The organism is Streptomyces odontomachi, assembly GCF_024435355.1.
Lineage (GTDB): Bacteria > Actinomycetota > Actinomycetes > Streptomycetales > Streptomycetaceae > Streptomyces > Streptomyces odontomachi.
Genome location: NZ_JAMJWG010000007.1, coordinates 204,922 through 223,701, shown reverse-complemented (window position 1 = coordinate 223,701; position 18,780 = coordinate 204,922). Strand labels below are relative to the sequence as shown.

Sequence of the window (18,780 nt, the reverse complement as noted above, 5' to 3'; positions counted from 1 at the left end):
CACAATGCCCCGCGCGCCCCCACGATCACCCCGCTGACCCCTTGTGCAAAACTCTGCAAGCTCTTGCCACGACGAGGCCCACCAGGAATCATCGAGCTCTCCGGTTCTTGCAAGACGCCGGTTCCGGCACGTACCGCACCTACGTACGGCGGCGCGCACGGCATGCAAGCACGGAGCAACACGGCACCAAGAAGAACGACCACGCACCGCAACCATCAATTGAGCAACCGCAACGCTCATCGACCAGGCCCGCGAAAGCGGCGCCGGATTAGGCGCAAAATGGGTACCCGGCCGGTACAGTCCGCCCCAACGACCGCACGGCTCGCCGACATCGCCGCTCAGGCGGGCGTCAGCGAGGCAACCGTCAGCCGGGTGCTGAACGGCAAGCCGGGCGTGGCGGCGACCACCCGGCAGTCCGTGTTGGCCGCTCTCGACGTGCTCGGCTACGAGCGTCCGGTGCGGCTGCGGCACCGCAGTGCGGGCCTGGTCGGTCTGATCACGCCGGAGCTGGAGAACCCCATCTTCCCGGCGATCGCGCAGGTCATAGCGCAGGGTTTGACGCGGCAGGGTTACACGCCGGTGCTCGCCACCCAGACGCCGGGCGGTTCCACCGAGGACGAGCTGACCGAGATGCTGGTGGATCGCGGCGTCGCCGGGATCATCTTCGTCTCGGGACTGCACGCGGACACCACGGCGGACACCCAGCGCTACGACCAGCTACGCGCCCAGGGTGTGCCGTTCGTACTGGTCGACGGCTTCTCGTCGAGCGTGAAGGCGCCTTTCATCTCGCCGGACGACCGGGCGGCCACCCAGTTGGCCGTCACCCATCTGGTGTCGCTCGGGCACACCCGGATCGGTCTTGCGCTGGGGCCGCGGCGGTTCGTGCCGGTGCAGCGGAAGATAGAGGGTTTCGTGCGGGCCATGCAGGACCAGCTGGGCCTGGAGGCCGAGGACATCCACGATCGTCTCGTCGAGCACTCCCTGTACACCCTGGAGGGCGGGCAGGCGGCGGCGTCGGCGCTGATGGATCGGGACTGCACGGCGATCGTGTGCGCCAGCGACATGATGGCGCTGGGCGCGATCCGGGCGGCGCGGCAGCGCGGGTTCGAGGTGCCCGGCGATATCTCGGTGGTCGGTTTCGACGACTCTCCGTTGATCGCGTTCACCGATCCGCCGCTGACCACGGTGCGTAAGCCGGTGCCGGCGATGGGGCAGGCGGCGGTGCGCACGCTGCTGGAGGAGATCGGCGGGACGCCTGCGCCGCACAGCGAGTTCGTGTTCATGCCGGAGCTGGTGGTGCGTGGTTCGACGGCCTCGGTCGCGGCGGGGGCCGCCAAGGCGGGTGCCGCGGCCACGGGTGCCGCCAGGGCGGGCGGATCGGCGGACCGGAAAAACCGAAAGTCCTGAAAGATGCATTTCTGGGGTATTCGGTGAATCATCGGTAGATGATGAGGCTTCTGGCAGAATCCTCCTCTATGGGTGACAGGACCGTAACCGCAGTGGATGGCATGCACAACGACTCCCCCTCACCCATGCCGGACGGTCGGGCCGTGGCGCCCGCACCCGGCTTGCGCGGTGCGCATGATGCGTGCGGCGCACGGCCGGAGCGCACCGTCCGGTCGGTGTTGCTGCGTCTGCGCCGGCCGCGCCGGCCGCACCTGTGGTTCGAGATCCTGCTGATCGTGGCGAGTTACGAGATCTACTCGCTGATCCGCAGCATCGTCCCGCAGCAGCGCGCCATGGCGATCCGCAACGCCGACTGGCTCTGGGAACTGGAGCGCCGGCTCGGCATCGCCGTCGAGGGGGTGGTCAACCGCGCGGTGAACTCCGAGACGTGGCTGATCGTGGGGATGAACTACTACTACGCCACGCTGCACTTCGCGGTGACCATCTGTGTACTCATCTGGCTCTACCGCCACCATCCGGGGCGTTACGCGGCGACCCGTCTCGTGCTGCTGGTGACCACGGCCTCGGCCTTGATCGGCTACTACGCGTATCCGCTCGCGCCGCCCCGGTTGATAAGCGGTACGTTCGTGGACACGGTGGTGGCGCACCACACCTGGGGCTCGATGTCGGAGAGCCTGAAGGACGTCTCGAACCAGTACGCCGCCATGCCGTCGATGCATGTCGGCTGGTCGTTGTGGTGCGGGTTGACCATCTTCTGCCTGGCGAAGTCGCCTTGGGCCCGGACCTTCGCGGTGCTCTATCCGACCGCCACGACGGTGGTGATCGTGGCGACCGCCAACCACTTCTGGCTGGACGCGGTCGGCGGCGCCATCTGCCTGGTCTTCGGCTACGGGGTCGCCCGCTGGTGGTACGGCGCGCTGCCGTATGCGCTGCCGCGGCTGATCCCGGCGCCCCGCGCGCCACACGCCCTGGCGCCACTGGCGCGACGGGCGCCACGTGGAGCGTCCGCGCTGTCCGTGGGCCGGCGGCCGGTGGCCCGGCGGGTCCGGGTGTGGGCGCTGTCCCGCACCGCATCACCGACGGTCACGACGGAGAACACCGCGCCGAGACATCCCCCGGAGCCTTGAGCCACACCCGCGTACGGCGCCCTGCCCTCGTGCGGCGCCCTGCCCTGGTGCGACAGGGGGAAGCCGCCGCGGGGATCAGCCGCCGTAGAACAGTTGCTCCACCACCGCCCGCGCACGGCGGGTCGTGCGGCGGTAGTCCTCCAGCATGTCGCCGGCATGCCCGGGGCCGTAGCCGAGATAGCGGGAGACCGCGCCCAGCTCGCGGGTCTCGGTGGGGAAGGTGTCGCCGGCGCGGCCGCGTACCAGCATGATCGCGTTGCGTACGCGGGTGGCGAGCACCCAGGCCTCGTCCAGTATGGCGGCGTCCCGCACCGGCAGGAGCCCGGCGGCGCGTGCGGCGGCCAGTGCCTCACGGGTGCGGGTGGTGCGCAGCGCGGGCACCGATCCCCCGTGTCCCAGCTGGAGCAGTTGCACGGTCCATTCGACGTCGCTGAGGCCGCCGCGGCCGAGCTTGGTGTGCAGCGCCGGGTCGGCGCCGCGGGGCAGCCGCTCGGACTCCATCCGGGCCTTGAGCCGCCGGATCTCGCGCACCGCGTCGTCACCCAGGCCGGCCGCCGGGTAGCGCAGCGTGTCGGCGAGGGCGAGGAAGCGGCGGGCCAGATCCTCGTCTCCGGCGACGTACTCGGCGCGGAGCAGCGCCTGCGACTCCCACACCAGCGACCAGCGCTGGTAGTACGCCTCGTACGACTTCAGGGTGCGCACCAGCGCCCCCGACTTGCCCTCCGGGCGCAGATCGGTGTCGATCAGCAGCGGAGGGTCGGAGCTGGGCAGCTGGAGCAGCCGGCGCATCTCGGAGACGACCTTGTGCGCGGCTCGGGAGGCTTCCTGCTCGTCGACGCCGTCGCGCGGCTCGTGCACGAAGATCACGTCCGCATCGGAGCCGTAGCCCAGTTCATGGCCGCCGAACCGGCCCATGCCGATCACCGCGAACCGGGTGGGCAGCGTCGCGCCCCAGTGCTCGCGTACCACGGCCCGCAGGGTCCCGGCGAGCGTTGCCGCGGTCAGGTCGGTCACCGCCTGCCCGACCATGTCGACCAGCGCCCCCGGGTCGCCCTCCGCCGGGTTCTCCTCGGTGCCGTAGGAGCCGATGATGTCGGCGGCGGTGGTGCGGAACAGCTCACGGCGCCGTACGCCACGGGCCGCGGTGACGGCCTGCTCGCCGGTGTCGGCGCGCCCGACCGCGGCCATGATCTCCTGCTCCAGGGGGGCACGGGCGCGCGGCGTGAGGCCGCTGCCGTCGCCGAGCAGGGCGACCGCTTCGGGCGCGCGCAGCAGCAGGTCGGGGGCGAGCCGGCCGGCGGAGAGCACCCGGGCCAGGTTCTCGGCCGCGGCGCCCTCGTCGCGCAGCAGCCGCAGGTACCAGGGCGTCCTGCCGAGCGCGTCGGAGACCTTGCGGAAGTTCAGCAGTCCGGCGTCCGGCTCGGCGGAGTCCGCGAACCAGCCGAGCAGCACCGGCAGCAGGGTGCGCTGGATGGCCGCCTTGCGGGTCACGCCGGACGCGAGCGCCTCCAGGTGGCGCAGTGCGGCGCCCGGGTCCTCGTATCCGAGCGCGATCAGGCGCTCGCGTGCGGCGCCCGCGCTCAGCCGCGCCTCACCGGGCGCGAGCTGGGCGAACGCGTCCAGCAGCGGGCGGTAGAACAGCTTCTCGTGCAGCCGGCGCACGACGGAGGTGTGGCGCCGCCAGGCCCGGCCCAGCTCGGTGATCGGCTCGGTGCGCAGGCCCAGCGAGCGGCCGATGCGCCGCAGGTCGGCCTCGTCTTCGGGGACCAGGTGGGTGCGGCGCAGCCGGAACAGCTGGATGCGGTGCTCCAGGGACCGCAGGAAGCGGTAGGCGTCATCGAGCTGGACGGCGTCCACGCGGCCGATGTAGCCGCCCGCAGCCAGGGCCTGAAGCGCCTCCAGGGTGCTGGCGCTGCGCAGGCTGGCGTCGGTGCGTCCGTGTACCAGCTGGAGCAGCTGCACGGCGAACTCGACGTCCCGAAGGCCGCCGGGCCCCAGCTTCAGCTCCCGCTCGACCTCGCCGACGGGGATGTTCTCGACGACGCGGCGGCGCATCTTCTGCACGTCGGCGACGAAGTTCTCCCGCTCGGCGGCCTGCCAGACCAGAGGGGTGACGGCGGTCAGGTAGTCCTCGCCGAGCGTCATGTCGCCGGCGACCGGGCGGGCCTTCAGCAGCGCCTGGAACTCCCAGGTCTTGGCCCAGCGCTGGTAGTAGGTGACGTGGCTGGCGAGGGTGCGTACGAGCGGGCCGTTGCGGCCTTCGGGGCGGAGGTTGGCGTCCACCGGCCAGATGGCGCCCTCGACGGTGGTCTCGGAGCAGATCCGCATCAGGTGGGAGGCGAGCCGGGTGGCGGCCCGCAGCGCCTTGCTCTCGTCGGCGCCGTCGGCGGGCTCCGCCACGAAGATCACGTCGACGTCGGAGACGTAGTTCAGCTCGTGGCCGCCGCACTTGCCCAGGGCGACCACGGCGAGCCGGCAGAGCGCGGCGTCGTCCGGCGTCGCCGCGCAGGCCTGCGCGAACGCGGCGCGCAGGGTGGCCGTGGCGAGGTCGGCGAGCTCCGCCGCGGTGTCGGCGACGTCGATGGTGCCGCAGACGTCGCGTGCGGCGATGGACAGCAGGCTGCGCCGGTAGGCGATGCGCAGCGTGTCCAGGTCGTCGGCACCGGCGAGCTCACGCTCGAACTCGGTCACGCCCGGGTGCAGGTCCCGCTGCTCGTACCTGACCAGGGTCTGCCAGTCGCCCGGGTGCCGGGCGAGGTGGTCGGCCAGTGCCTCGGACGCGCCGAGCACGCCGAGCAACCGGTCACGCAGCGGCTTGGCCGCGATCAGCGTGTCCAGCAGCTCGCGGTGCGCGGTGTCGTCGGGCTGCGCCGCCACGAGCCGGCTGAGGCCGTGCAGCGCCAGATCGGGGTCGGCGGCCTGGCCGAGCGCGTCCAGCAGCACCGGGTCGGAACGGACCGGCGCGAGCGGCTCGCCCTCCAGCAGCTGCTCGGCGGCGGATGGGTCGGTGAAGCCGTGGCGCAACAGCCGCGTGAAGGTACTGCTCCTGCGCCCTTGCGGCACCGTCATGGTCGCCGGCCTCCCGTCCGATCAAGCTCGATGGTCCCCGAGAATACGACGTAACCCCGGTGGTCCACCCGGAACGGGTGCCGGCTTTACCCGGCACGCACTACGTTTTCCGGACACCGCCGACGAGCGCCCTCCAGCGCACCCGGCGTGCGCCGAGGGCTCCTACGGGCGCGGGGCGCGCCGCGGACAGGGGCCAGTGCCGCGCCCAGGTTCTGCACCTTGCCGCAGCGGCCAGGACTATCGTTTCCTGAGTACACCGCAGCCGGCGAGGAGGAGCAGTGAGCGCACTACCCGTCGAGCCCTTCGTCCAGGTCGACCCGTGGGCCGCGCTCGCGCACCTCGACCACGATCCCGCGCTGGACTCCTGGCGTGCCGAGCTCATCGAGGGACAGATCTCGTTGACCCCGCCTCCCGTGCCCGAGCACGAGCGCATCGTCACCGGCTTCACCAAGCAGCTTGCCCGCCATGACACCGACGACGAGCTCACGTACTGGTCCGGAGGTAGCGGCCTGCGCACCGGGAACGGCACCGGCGTGAAGCCGGACATCCTCGTCACCGACGACGATGCCTTCTGCGACACCGACGCCGAGTACAACCCCGCCGACGGCGAACCCATCCACCTCGTCGTGGAAGTCACCTCAGCCAGCACACGCGACAAGGACTACAGGGAGAAGATGCGCGCCTACGCCGCCGCGCGCATCCCGCACTACTTGATCATTGATCGCCAGGAGCGGATCTGCCGTCTCTACAGCCTCGTCGACGGCGCCGAGGCGTACGGTCCGCCCCAGGCCAAAGCCGACTTCGGCGAGCCGCTCCGCCTCCCCGCGCCCTTGAACTTCAGCCTCGACACATCGCGGTTCGCCTGAGGCATATCAGGGCGACCGCGCCCACGCCCCCGCCGCAACCCGGCCGACGCGAGCCGTAGCTGCTCCGACCTGCGGTTACAGCACCGGCAGGCTCTTGCGTAGCTCGAACGCGGTGACCTCCGAGCGGTACTCCTCCCACTCCTGCTTCTTGTTGGCCAGGAAGAAGCTGAAGACGTGCTCGCCGAGCGTCTCGGCGACCAGTTCGCTGTGCTCCATGAGGTGGATCGCCTCGCCCAGGTTCTGCGGGAGGGGGGCGATGCCCATGGCGCGCCGCTCGGCGTCGGTGAGCGCCCACACGTCGTCGTCGGCGCCGGGGCCGAGTTCGTAGTTCTCCTCGATGCCCTTCAGGCCGGCGGCGAGCAGGACCGCGTAGGCCAGGTAGGGGTTGCAGCCCGTGTCCAGCGAGCGGACCTCCACGCGGGCGGAGCCGGTCTTGCCGGGCTTGTACATGGGGACGCGGATCAGCGCCGAGCGGTTGTTGTGGCCCCAGCAGATGTACGAGGGGGCCTCGCCGCCCTTGCCGGCGGGGCGCTCGGCGCCGCCCCAGATGCGCTTGTAGGAGTTCACCCACTGGTTGGTGACGGCGGCGATCTCTCCCGCGTGCCGCAGCAGCCCGGCGATGAAGGAGCGGCCGACCTTGGAGAGCTGGTACTCGCTGCCGGACTCGTAGAACGCGTTGCGGTCGCCCTCGAAGAGGGAGAGGTGGGTGTGCATGCCCGAGCCGGGGTACTCCGAGAACGGCTTGGGCATGAAGGTGGCCTGGAGGTCCTGCTCCAGCGCGACCTGCTTCATGACCAGGCGGAAGGTCATGATGTTGTCGGCGGTGGACAGCGCGTCGGCGTAGCGCAGGTCGATCTCCTGCTGGCCGGGGGCGCCCTCGTGGTGGGAGAACTCCACCGAGATGCCCATCGACTCCAGCATGGTGATCGCCTGGCGGCGGAAGTCCATGCCGATGGCCTGCGGGGTGTGGTCGAAGTAGCCCGAGGAGTCGGCCGGGGTGGGCCGGGAGCCGTCCACCGGCTTGTTCTTCAGCAGGAAGAACTCGATCTCGGGGTGGGTGTAGAAGGTGAAGCCGAGATCCGAGGTCTTGGCGAGGGCGCGCTTGAGCACGTAGCGCGGGTCGGCGAAGGACGGGGAGCGGTCCGGCATCAGGATGTCGCAGAACATCCGGGCGGTGCCGGGCGCCTCCGCGCGCCACGGCAGGACCTGGAACGTCGAGGGATCCGGCTTCGCGATCATGTCCGACTCGTACACACGGGCAAAGCCCTCGATCGCCGAGCCGTCGAATCCGATGCCCTCGTCGAAGGCCTGTTCCAGCTCGGCGGGAGCGACCGCGACGGACTTCAGGAAGCCCAGCACATCCGTGAACCACAGGCGTACGAACCGGATGTCGCGCTCCTCCAAGGTACGGAGCACGAATTCCTGCTGCTTATCCATAGTCGACTTCCACCCATCCTTGCTGGTCAGGCCGCGTGCTACGACGCCGTGGGGAACATCGAGAGCACTTGAGCATCCCACCACACGGTTTCGGGCACATTGCGGGCGCTCATCTGAACACCCGCTGTCCGGTTCCTATCGGTCCTCTGTCGTCTCCGGCGCGCGCCGGCGCGTTCGCCGGCCCGTTCGGCCGGGTCTCCCGTCCGGTTCGCGCTTCGCTTCCGCGCGGTACTCGTCCTGCCCCATGCCCTCATTGTGAGGCACTCGGGTGCCCTTGATCGAGCCGGGATTTTCCGGGGCGCACGACAGGTGTGGACGGGGCGGGTGCGGGATGTGTCCGGAGCGGGCCTGACCGGGCTGGGGCATCCGGGGCACCGGGCTCGATGCCGTCCCATTACGATCGGCGGGCCCCGTCCCCCGCGTCGAAGGACACACGTCATGGGTTCCGCCCCGCGCACCGGCACCGCGTCCCGTCCGTCCCGTCCTCCCCGTTCGGCCACCGACCCGGCCACCGCCCCCGAGCGGCGCCCCGCAGCGCCCGGACTGCGGGCACCGGCGGCGGGCGGTCGGCCGCGGCGGCACGGGGGGACCGCGGGCCGCCGGGGTGGCGCGCTGGCGGTGGCCGGGCTCCTGGTCCTGGGGTTCGCCGGGCTCGCCGCCTGCGGGCCGGACGACTCGACGGGCTCCGACGACGGGAAGTCCTCGACGATGCCCAGTGCCTCCGCCGGCGCCACGTCGCCGTCCGCCGCCGGCCCGGGGACGGGCAGCACGGCGCCCGGCAAGGGCGGCGCGAAGGCGCCGCGGTCCACGGTCGGCTCCGACGGGGTGACCTCGTGGAACCCCGCCGACCTGACCCGCAACCACGTCACGACGACCGTGCACTACCCGATGACCCCGCCGGTGGGCGGCGACCACGCCCCGGTCTGGATGAACTGCAACGGCGACGTCTACACCAAGCCCATCCCGGACATGAACGCCGTGCACGCCCTGGAGCACGGCGCCGTCTGGGTCACCTACAACGCGTCGGCGAAGCCGGCCGACGTGAAGAAGCTGGCGGCGCTGGTCGGGCGCACCCCTTACTCCTTGATGAGCCCCTACCCGACGCAGCAGCACCCGATCACGCTGACGGCATGGGGCAAGCAGCGCACCGTGCAGGGCGCCGACGACCCGGCTGTGAGCGCGTTCTTCACGGCGTACGTCCAGGGCCCACAGACGCCGGAGCCGGGCGCGTCGTGCACGGGCGGCCTGGCGCAGTGAGCGGCTTCGGTGGCCTGCGCCGGCGGCTGGGGACCGCTGCCGCGCAGAGCCGGTGGTCCGGCCTCGCCGCGCTGGTGCGCCGCCGGCCCTGGGCCGTGACGGCGCTGGCGGCCCTGGTGCTCGCGGCACTCGGGCTCGGGGCGGCCGGGGGCCTGGCGCTGGGCGGCGAGGGAGGGACGGACGGCGGGGGCGGCGCGGCGTCCGCCACGGCGGGCGCGGGCTCCGGCTCCGGCACGTCCACACCGGGAGCGGCGTCCGCGGACGCCGGATTCGCGCGGGACATGGCGGTGCACCACCAGCAGGCCGTGGAGATGTCGTTCATCGTGCGCGACCGCACCGGGAACGCGGACGTCCGCCGGCTCGCCTACGACATCGCGCAGACCCAGGCCAACCAGCGCGGCATGCTGCTGGGCTGGCTGGACCTGTGGGGGCTGCCGAAGGTGTCGACCGACCCGCCGATGACCTGGATGGGCATGGGTCAGAGCACGCCGGGGCGTGACGGTGCCCTGATGCCGGGCATGGCGACCAACGCGGAGCTCGACAGGCTGCGAACGGCCAACGGCAAACAGGCCGAAATCCTCTACTTGCAGCTGATGACGGCCCATCACCGAGGCGGCATCCACATGGCGCAGGCGTGCGCCGCATCGTGCACGGTGTCCGTCGAGAAGCGGCTGGCGCAGGGCATGGTCACCGGCCAGCAGTCGGAGATCGACACGATGGCGGGGATGTTGAAGGAACGGGGCGCGAAGGCCAAGAAGTGAGGCCGAGGGGAGACGGGGCGACGGGCCGGTGGTCACCCGGCGGTGCCGACCGGGACGCCCGGTCGCCGATCGCCGAGCGTCCCGTCGGCCGGCCACCGGAGCGCCTCGGCCGCGCACTCACCCTCCAGCGTGACCCAACCGCAACCTGCGCATAAACCTCACACGCCGACAAAGTCGATGGCATGACGTTTCCTTGGGTTCTTCTTGGTTCTTCCGTTCCCCTGACGTGAACGGTTCATGGTCAGAGTGATGGCTTACGTGTGCCTCTTCAGACACACACGCCACGAACCGCATCACAGGGGGTTCCATGAGATCCAACCGCGCCGCAGTGCGCAGCGGTGTGAGCCTGGCAGCCACGCTGCCCCTGCTCACCGGCGCCCTCGCGCTCGGCATACCCGCGGCTCACGCGGACGCCGACCCGGGCGCCCGCGAGGCGCTCCAGGGCACCAAACCGCTATGGGCCACCAGCCAGTCCGACCTGGGCGCCACGTCCGACAGCAGCAAGGTGACCGCCAGGGTCTACCTGGCCGGGCGGGACTCCGCCGGCCTCGACGCCTACGCACGCGAGGTCTCCGACCCGCAGTCGGCCTCCTACGGGAAGTACCTGAGCGCCAAGGAGACCCAGGAGCGCTTCGGCGCCACCCAGGAGCAGGTCAAGGCGGTCAAGGCCTGGCTGACGAAGGCCGGCCTCACCATCACCGGCACCACGCAGCACTACGTCACCGTGACCGGCGACGTCGCCACCGCCGAAAAGGCGTTCGACACCCAGCTGCACAACTACCGCAAGGGCGGCAAGACCTACCGCGCCCCGCGGCGCGCCGCCACCGCCCCCGCCGACCTGAACGGCGCCGTGCTGACCGTCACCGGCCTGGACAACGCGCCGCACAAGGCCACCCACAAGGAGGAGCTGCCGCCCCCGGACGCGGTGTTCCGCAACTCGGGGCCGTTCTCCTCGTACTACGGCTCGAAGACCGCCAGTGACCTGCCTGACGCATACGGCTCGAAGGCGCCGTACGCCGTCAAGGGGTACACCGGCGAGCAGCTGCGGGCCGTGTACGGGGCGGGCAAGCGGACCGGCAAGGGCGTCCGGGTGGCGATCACCGACGCCTACGCCTCGCCGACCATCGAGAAGGACGCCATCGAGTACGCCAAGCGCAACGGTGACGCGCCCTACGCGAGTGGCCAGCTCAACCAGGTGGTACCGGCCGACTACAGCCGCACCGAGGAGTGCGGGGCGTCCGGTTGGTACGGCGAGGAGTCCCTGGACGTCGAGGCGGTGCACGCGGTCGCCCCGGCCTCGGACATCGTCTACGTGGGCGCTGCCTCCTGCTACGACAACGACCTGCTGGACTCGCTCGGCAAGATAGTCGACGGGCACCTCGCGGACATCGTCTCCAACTCGTGGGGCGACATCGAGGCCAACTCCACGCCGGACGTGGCCGCCGCCTACGACCAGATATTCAAGCTGGGCGCGGTGGAGGGCATCGGCTTCTACTTCTCCTCCGGTGACGCCGGCGACAACGTCGCCAGCACCGGCACGAAGCAGGTCGACGTGCCGGCCAACTCGGCCTGGGTGACATCGGTCGGCGGTACCTCGCTCGCGGTCGGCAAGGGCGACTCGTACCAGTGGGAGACCGGCTGGGGCACCGAGCAGGCCGTCCTGTCCGAGGACGGCAAGAGCTGGGACGGCTTCCCCGGCGGCTTCACCTCCGGCGCGGGCGGCGGCACCAGCGCGGTGGTCCCGCAGCCGTCGTACCAGAAGGGCGTCGTGCCGGACGACCTGGCGAAGGCCAACGGCGACAAGCCGATGCGCACGGTGCCGGACATCGGGGCGGTCGCCGACCCCAACACCGGCTTCCTGGTCGGCCAGACGCAGACCTTCCCGGACGGGTCGGAGCAGTACAGCGAGTACCGCATCGGCGGCACCTCGCTGGCCGCCCCGGTGATCGCGGGGGTCCAGGCGCTGGCGCAGGAGGCGGCCGGCGGCAAGGCGCTCGGCTTCGCCAACCCGGCGATCTACGAGCGGTACGACTCCAAGGCGTACCACGACGTCAGCGACCACCCGCTGGGTGACGACCAGGACATCGCCGTCGTCCGGGTCGACTACGTCAACGGCTTCGACGACTCCGACGGTCTGCGCACCACGATCCGCACCCTGGGCAAGGACAGCTCGCTGGCGGCGGTGACCGGCTACGACGACGTCACCGGGGTGGGCTCGCCCGCACCCGGCTACGTCGAGTCGTTCACCCGCGAACCGGGTCATGGCCATGGCCATGACCACGGCGGCCACCACCACTGACGGCCACGGCCGTCGTCCGTGACGCCCGCCTCTCCGGTACCCCTCACGGGGGGCGGGGGGCGGGCGTCCCCGTGCGGGTGGCCTGCGGCCCACGACGCGCACGGTAGGGGCGCGGGGCTGTGACATTGTGCGGCTCCGCCGCGTGGGCGCGCCCAATCACCATGCGACCTTGCAGGTCGCCACCGGCCCGAAGGGGCTGTTCCTGTCGTGTTCGGACCACCGGCCGGTGGATGGTTGCGCGCGCAGTTCCCCGCGCCCCTTTACGGGGCACCGTGGGCCTCGGGCGCAGCCCGGATCAGAGGGAGAGCGTCGCGGCCAGCGGCAAATGGTCGCTGGGGGTGCGCGGGAGGGTCCAGGAGCGGACCGGGTCGACTCCCTTGACCATGATCTGGTCGATGCGGGCCATCGGGAACGACGCGGGCCAGCTGAAGCCGAAGCCGTCGCCGGCGGCGCCCTGGGTGGAACGCAGCTGGGACGTCACGCCGTTGAGCGCGCGGTCGTTCATCGTGCCGTTCAGGTCGCCGAGCAGGACGATCCGGTGCAGCGGCTCGTGCGCGATCGCCTCGCCCAGCGCGTCGGCGGACTCGTCCCGCTGGCTGGCAGTGAACCCGGCCTCCACCTTCACCCGTACGGACGGCAGGTGCGCCGCGTAGACGGCGAGGTCGCCGGAGGGCGTGCTGATGGAGGTGCGCAGGGCGCGCACCCAGCCGAGCCTGATGTCGACCGGGCGGGTGCCGTGCAGCGGGTACTTGCTCCACAGTCCGACCGTGCCCTGCACCGTGTGGTACGGGTAGGTGCCGGCCAGCGTCTTCTCGTACACCGGAACGGCGGCGTCGGTCAGCTCCTCCAGCGCCACCACGTCCGCGCCGGAGGCGGCGACGTCGCGGGCGGTGCCGGACGGGTCCGGGTTGTCGGCGTTGACGTTGTGCGTGGCCACGGTCAGGTCGCCGCCGGTCGCGGCGCGGTCCGTGAGCAGCCCGCCGAAGAGGTTCAACCAGACCGCCACCGGCAGTACCAGCACCACCAGCGCGGTCACCGACCTGCGGAACAGGCCGGCCACCAGCAGCACCGGGATGAACACGCCGAACCACGGCAGGAAGGTCTCCGAGAGGCTGCCGAGGTTGCCCACCCTGTTGGGGATGTGCGCGTGCAGCAGCATCACCAGCGCCAGCAGCACCGCACACGCCGCGAGGACCAGGCCACGGCGCCACATACCGAGGCGCCCGCCCCTGCCCCAACCGCCGAGCACTCCCCCGCCACTGCGGAACACGCGCCGGAGGCCGGATGCGTGCTGCCTGCTCTCCGAGCCGCTGTCCGTCTCCGTCACGTACGCCTGCGCCATGTTTCGTATGCCTCACTACTGCCCTGCACGCCGTCCCCGTCCCACGACCCTAGGCGACCCTAGGCCATGAACATGTGTGCCCCTGCCGTGCGTTCCACCTGCTGTCGGGGGGTGCGGATGCCGTCGCCGGCACCGACCGGGTGCGACCAACAGGACGAAACTGCCGTACGGGCACGAGGACGTACGGGCCCGGGCCGGGGTTCCGCGCCGTGGCGGGCCGGCGCGATCTGTGACAGAACGTGCACATCGCAGGTCGTCGGGCCGTCGGCCGAGCGGGCGGCCGGCGGCGCGCCGACGCTCAGTGGTCGCCGTGATCCGCCGTGACCGCCTCCTTGGGGGTCTGCTCGGACCGGGCCGCCGGGGTGCGGCCGGGCAGGAAGCGGGCGGCGATCAGGGCGCCCACCAGGGCCACGGCGCAGCCCCAGACGGCCGTGGTGTGCATGGCGTGCAGGAAGGCGTCGTCGGCGGAGCCGACCAGTGTCCGGCCGTCCGGGCCGAGCCGGTGGGCGACGGCGAGCGTGGCTTCTATGGACTCGCCAGCGGCGTGCCGCATCCCGCCGGGCACCATGGTCAGCTGGTCGTCGATGCCGGAACGGTAGACCGTGGACAGCAGCGAGCCGAGCACGGCGATGCCGAGGGCGCCGCCGATCTGGCGGAAGGTGTTGCTCAGCGCGGACGCCGAGCCGGACTTCTCCACCGGCACCGACTGCATGATCAGCACGCTCGTGGGGGTCATGACGTGGGCCATGGCGGTGCCCATGAAGAAGAAGATCACTTCCAGGACCCATATGCCGGTGTCGCGCCCCAGCAGCGTCAGGGACAGCAGCATCAGGCCCACCAGCACCAGGCCGCCGCTGACCACCGCGCGGTTGCCGAACCGGGCCACGACCAGGCGGGCACGCGGCGCGAACAACAGCTGGGCCACCGCCAGCGGCACCATCAGCAGACCGGTCTGGAGCGGCGAGTAGCCGCGCACGCTCTGGGTGTAGAAGACGATGAAGAACGTGACGCCCATCATGGCGAAGAAGACCAGTCCGGTGCCGACCATCGCCGCCGAGAACACCCGGTTCTTGAAGTAGGTGACGTCGATCGACGGATGGTCGCTGCGCTTCTCGTACAGCACGAAGGCGGTGAGCACGACCAGGCCGGCGGCGATGGTCGCGAGCACGGCGGGGTCGGTGAAGTCGGCGAGCTGACCGCCCTTGATGATGCCGTACACCAGGAGTATCAGCCCGACGACCGACATCAGCACGCCCGGCGGATCGATCCTGCCGGGGTGGGGGTCGCGGGAGTCCGGCACCAGGGCGATTTGCAGGGCCAGGGCGACGACCACGATGGGCACGTTGATCAGGAAGACCGAGCCCCACCAGAAGTGGTCCAGCAGCAGACCGCCGGTGATCGGCCCGATGGCGATGCCGAGACCGACGCCGCCGGCCCACATCCCGATGGCCTTGGGCTGCTCGTCGTGCTCGAAGACGTTCATGAGGACGGCCAGGGTGGCGGGCATCACGAAGGCGGCGCCCAGGGCCATCAGGCCGCGGTAGACGATGAGCTCGGTCGGCGAGCCGGACTGGGCGGCCAGCGCCGAGCAGACGCCGAACACGACCAGGCCGCCGAGCAGCACCTTCTTGCGCCCGAAGCGGTCGCCGAGCAGGCCCGCGGTGAACAGCAGGCCGGCGAAGACGAGCGTGTAGGCGTTGACGGCCCACTCCAGCTCGCTCTGGCTGGCGCCCAGGCCCTCGGGCGCCGGGGTCGCGATGGTCTTGATCGCAACGTTCAGGATCGAGTTGTCGAGCACCACGATCAGCAGGCTCAGCATCAGGACGGCGAGGATGACCCAACGACGCCGGTGGATTGCCTCCGGGACGCGGGACTCGGAGCCGGGGGGAGTTGTCATGAGCCCACCCTAAGCACTTTTCGGAACGCGACCGTTTCGTATTGGCGGATTCCGCCACGACGTCCCGGATGCCGGATACCGGACCGGGTGTGACGGGGGTCCCCCGCTCGGCCGGGGGACGAGATCTAGCCCCCCGCCGGCACGTAGTGCAACGATGGACGGAGTCCGGAGACGCCGATGTGGGCGCTTCGAGATGACGAGAAGGAGCCGTTGCGATGACGCAGCTTTCGGCTGCCCGGGGATCCGACAGCAGCAAGGCGCTGTACGGGGGGAAGGGCACCCGCCGTATCACCGTGCGCGACATCACCGCCGCCAAGCAGCGCGGCGAGAAGTGGCCGATGCTCACCGCCTACGACGCGATGACCGCGTCCGTCTTCGACGAGGCCGGTATCCCGGTCATGCTCGTCGGGGACTCGATGGGCAACTGCCACCTGGGGTACGACACGACCGTACCCGTCACCCTCGACGAGATGACCCTGCTGTCCGCCGCGGTGGTCCGCGGCACCAGCCGTGCCCTGATCGTCGGCGACCTGCCCTTCGGGACCTACCAGGAGGGTCCGGCACAGGCGCTGCGCAGCGCCATGCGGCTGGTGAAGGACGCCGGCGTGGGCGCCGTGAAGCTGGAGGGCGGCGAGCGCTCGCACGAGCAGATCGAGCTGCTGGTGCAGGCCGGCATCCCGGTCATGGCCCACATAGGCCTCACCCCGCAGTCCGTCAACACCATGGGCTACCGCGTCCAGGGCCGCGGCGAGGAAGCGGCACAGCAGCTGCTGCGGGACGCGAAGGCCGTGCAGGACGCCGGCGCGTTCGCGGTCGTCCTGGAGCTGGTGCCGGCCGAACTGGCCGCCGAGGTCACCCGGGTGCTGCACATCCCCACCGTCGGCATCGGCGCCGGCCCCGACTGCGATGCCCAGGTGCTGGTCTGGACCGACATGCTCGGCCTCACCGGCGGCAAGCTGCCACGTTTCGTGAAGCAGTACGCCAACCTGCGCGAGGTCATGAGCAACGCGGTCAAGTCGTTCGCGGACGACGTGGTGGGCGGCAGCTATCCGCTGGAGGAGCACTCCGTGCACTGAGCGACCCTGCCGGCCACCTGACCAGGACCGCCCCCGGGGCCCCGCCAGGGCGCCAAAAGGGGGCGCGGGGAACTGCGCGCCCAGCCACCATGCGACCTTGGAGGTCGCCACCGGCCCAAAGGGGCTGTTTCGGCCGTATCCGGGCCATCCGGCCGGTGGCGGGTTGCTCGCGCAGTTCCCCGCGCCCCTGCCGGGGGACCTGGCACCGGAAGATCACCGATATATCGGTGGACTGTCGGCCGCAGACCGCGGCTGTCGGTGCGCTGTCGGCAATCTGTCGGCAGCGCCTGGCACCGTCAGTGCCATGACGCGAATCGACAACAACGCCAGTGACGACGGCATCGCCGTCACCGTGCGGGGGATGGTCAAGCACTACGGCGAGACCAAGGCGCTGGACGGCGTCGACCTGGACGTGCGCGAGGGCACCGTGATGGGTGTGCTCGGGCCGAACGGGGCCGGCAAGACCACCCTCGTGCGCATTCTGTCCACCCTGCTCCAGCCGGACGCCGGGCAGGCGACCGTCGCCGGATACGACGTCCTCCGGCAGCCGCGGCAGCTGCGCCGGGTGATAGGCCTCACCGGGCAGTACGCCTCGGTCGACGAGAAGCTCCCGGGCTGGGAGAACCTGTACATGATCGGGCGGCTGCTCGACCTGCCCCGCAAGGACGCCCGCAGGCGTGCCGACGAGCTGCTGGAGCGGTTCTCGCTCACGGACGCGGCCAAGCGGCCGGCGAGCACGTACTCCGGCGGTATGCGGCGCCGGCTCGACCTCGCCGCCTCGATGATCGGGCGACCCGAGGTGCTGTTCCTCGACGAGCCGACCACCGGGCTCGATCCCCGCACCCGCAACGAGGTGTGGGACGAGGTCAAGACCATGGTCGGCGGCGGTGTGACCGTCCTGCTGACCACCCAGTACATGGAGGAGGCCGAGCAGCTCGCCTCCGAGCTGACCGTCGTCGACCGCGGGAAGGTCATCGCGGGCGGTGTCGTCGACGAGCTCAAGGCGAAGGTGGGCGGTCGGACGCTACGGGTGCGGCCGGCCGATCCGTTGCAGCTGCGGCCGCTCGCCGGCGACCTCGACCAGCTGGGCATCACCGGGCTCGCCAGCACGACCGTCGACACCCAGGGCGGTGCCGTGCTCGTCCCGATCCTCAGCGACGAGCAGTTGACCGCCGTGGTCGGCGCGATCACCGCGCGCGGTATCACGCTCAGCTCCATCACCACCGAACTGCCCAGCCTGGACGAGGTGTTCCTGTCCCTCACCGGCCACCGCGCCAGTGCCCCGCAGGACGCCATGCCCACCGAGACCCGCGAGGAGGTCGCCGTATGAGCGCCCGCCCGTCACCCACCGCCACCCTGAACGAGCCGCTTCGCGACGCCCCCTCCATGACCGCTCCGGCCACCGTCGCCGATGCCCGTATCCCGCTCCGCGCTCACCTGCGCCACACCGGCGCCCTGATCCGGCGCAATCTGCTGTGGATCCGGCAGGACCCCGAGTCCATGTTCGACGCGCTGCTGATGCCCATCGTCTTCACCCTGCTGTTCGTGTACGTTTTCGGCGGCTCGATCGGGCAGGCGCTGGGCGGCGGTCAGGACGGGTACGTGCAGTACGTCATCCCGGGCATGATCGCGATGATGAGCATGACGCTGTCCCAGGGCGTCGGCACCGGTTTCAGCCAGGACTTCAACTCCGGTGTCATGGACCGCTTCCGGTCCCTGCCGATCGGGCGCGGCTCGGTGCTGTTCGCGAAGATCTCGGTGGAGGTGGCGCGGATGCTGTTCGCGACCGCCGTGCTGATGGTCGTCGCCGTCCTGGTCGGCTTCGACATCCACCGCTGGAGCGGTCTGTTCGCGGCCGTCGGGCTGTCCGCGGCGTTCGCCTCGTCGATCATGTGGGTGTTCATCACGCTGGGCGTGGTCCTGAAGAACGCGCAGTCCGTGCAGGCGATGGGCTTCCTGGTGCTGTTCCCCTTGCAGTTCGGATCGTCCATCTTCGCGCCGACGAAGTCCATGCCGGGCTGGTTGCAGGCCTTCACCGACTACAACCCGCTGTCCACGCTCGCCGACGCGGCGCGCGGACTGATGGTGGGCGGGCCGGTCGCGCACGACCTGTGGGTGACGCTGGGCTGGTCAGTGGCGATCACGGCGGTGATGGCACCGGTGGCGATCCACAAGTTCCGGACCAAGAGCTGACACGGGGCGCGGGTCGTGTGCCGCCGTGGGCCGGGGCCCGGCCGTGCGC

General features: G+C 71.0%; 13 protein-coding genes. 9 read left to right on the top strand and 4 right to left on the bottom strand.

What is annotated here, in order from left to right; all coding sequences use genetic code 11:
* The first annotated feature begins 279 nt into the window (after positions 1-279).
* Together NQO67_RS17340 and NQO67_RS17335 are read left to right on the top strand one after the other, a co-directional pair.
* On the top strand, positions 280-1,407 hold the full coding sequence (locus NQO67_RS17340) for a LacI family DNA-binding transcriptional regulator (protein WP_255950906.1): 1,128 nt from the start codon (positions 280-282) through the stop codon (positions 1,405-1,407).
* 68 nt (positions 1,408-1,475) lie between these two features.
* Positions 1,476-2,534, top strand: coding sequence for a phosphatase PAP2 family protein (locus tag NQO67_RS17335; RefSeq protein ID WP_255950905.1), 1,059 nt, complete (start codon positions 1,476-1,478; stop codon positions 2,532-2,534).
* 75 nt (positions 2,535-2,609) lie between these two features.
* On the opposite strand, the gene NQO67_RS17330 is transcribed toward NQO67_RS17335, so the two are convergent.
* Complete coding sequence (locus tag NQO67_RS17330) at positions 2,610-5,603, bottom strand: bifunctional [glutamine synthetase] adenylyltransferase/[glutamine synthetase]-adenylyl-L-tyrosine phosphorylase (RefSeq protein ID WP_255950904.1); 2,994 nt, start codon at positions 5,601-5,603, stop codon at positions 2,610-2,612.
* A 278-nt stretch (positions 5,604-5,881) separates the two neighbouring features.
* Between NQO67_RS17330 and NQO67_RS17325 the strand changes: the two genes are divergently transcribed.
* Positions 5,882-6,469: a Uma2 family endonuclease gene (locus NQO67_RS17325; protein ID WP_255950903.1), complete on the top strand. Its 588-nt coding sequence runs from the start codon at positions 5,882-5,884 to the stop codon at positions 6,467-6,469.
* Positions 6,470-6,544: 75 nt separating this feature from the next.
* On the opposite strand, the gene glnA2 is transcribed toward NQO67_RS17325, so the two are convergent.
* A complete protein-coding gene (gene glnA2 / locus NQO67_RS17320) occupies positions 6,545-7,906 on the bottom strand; it encodes a gamma-glutamylpolyamine synthetase GlnA2 (protein WP_255950902.1) in 1,362 nt (453 codons plus the stop codon).
* 438 nt (positions 7,907-8,344) lie between these two features.
* On the opposite strand from glnA2, the gene NQO67_RS17315 reads away from it, so the two are divergent.
* From NQO67_RS17315 to NQO67_RS17305, 3 genes are all read left to right on the top strand, one after another.
* A complete protein-coding gene (locus NQO67_RS17315; protein ID WP_255950900.1) occupies positions 8,345-9,163 on the top strand; it encodes a thioredoxin-like domain-containing protein in 819 nt (272 codons plus the stop codon).
* 152 nt (positions 9,164-9,315) lie between these two features.
* Positions 9,316-9,924: a DUF305 domain-containing protein gene (locus tag NQO67_RS17310; RefSeq protein WP_374119020.1), complete on the top strand. Its 609-nt coding sequence runs from the start codon at positions 9,316-9,318 to the stop codon at positions 9,922-9,924.
* A 307-nt stretch (positions 9,925-10,231) separates the two neighbouring features.
* Positions 10,232-12,223, top strand: coding sequence for a S53 family peptidase (locus tag NQO67_RS17305; protein WP_255950899.1), 1,992 nt, complete (start codon positions 10,232-10,234; stop codon positions 12,221-12,223).
* A gap of 295 nt (positions 12,224-12,518) precedes the next feature.
* Here NQO67_RS17305 and NQO67_RS17300 read toward each other — a convergent pair whose 3' ends face one another.
* Both NQO67_RS17300 and NQO67_RS17295 read right to left on the bottom strand, forming a co-directional pair.
* Positions 12,519-13,436, bottom strand: coding sequence for an endonuclease/exonuclease/phosphatase family protein (locus NQO67_RS17300; protein WP_374119019.1), 918 nt, complete (start codon positions 13,434-13,436; stop codon positions 12,519-12,521).
* 427 nt (positions 13,437-13,863) lie between these two features.
* Positions 13,864-15,462 (bottom strand): MFS transporter, encoded by a 1,599-nt coding sequence (locus tag NQO67_RS17295; RefSeq protein ID WP_255950897.1) that lies wholly within the window; start codon positions 15,460-15,462, stop codon positions 13,864-13,866.
* A 215-nt stretch (positions 15,463-15,677) separates the two neighbouring features.
* Here NQO67_RS17295 and panB point away from each other — a divergent pair, with 215 nt between their 5' ends.
* From panB to NQO67_RS17280, 3 genes are all read left to right on the top strand, one after another.
* Positions 15,678-16,538, top strand: a complete 861-nt coding sequence (gene panB / locus NQO67_RS17290) for a 3-methyl-2-oxobutanoate hydroxymethyltransferase (RefSeq protein WP_255950896.1) — start codon at positions 15,678-15,680, stop codon at positions 16,536-16,538.
* Positions 16,539-16,842: 304 nt separating this feature from the next.
* Entirely contained in the window at positions 16,843-17,868 is a 1,026-nt protein-coding gene (locus NQO67_RS17285; RefSeq protein WP_255950895.1) for an ATP-binding cassette domain-containing protein, read from the top strand.
* A gap of 56 nt (positions 17,869-17,924) precedes the next feature.
* On the top strand, positions 17,925-18,731 hold the full coding sequence (locus NQO67_RS17280; RefSeq protein ID WP_255951024.1) for an ABC transporter permease: 807 nt from the start codon (positions 17,925-17,927) through the stop codon (positions 18,729-18,731).
* The last annotated feature ends 49 nt before the right edge of the window (positions 18,732-18,780 follow it).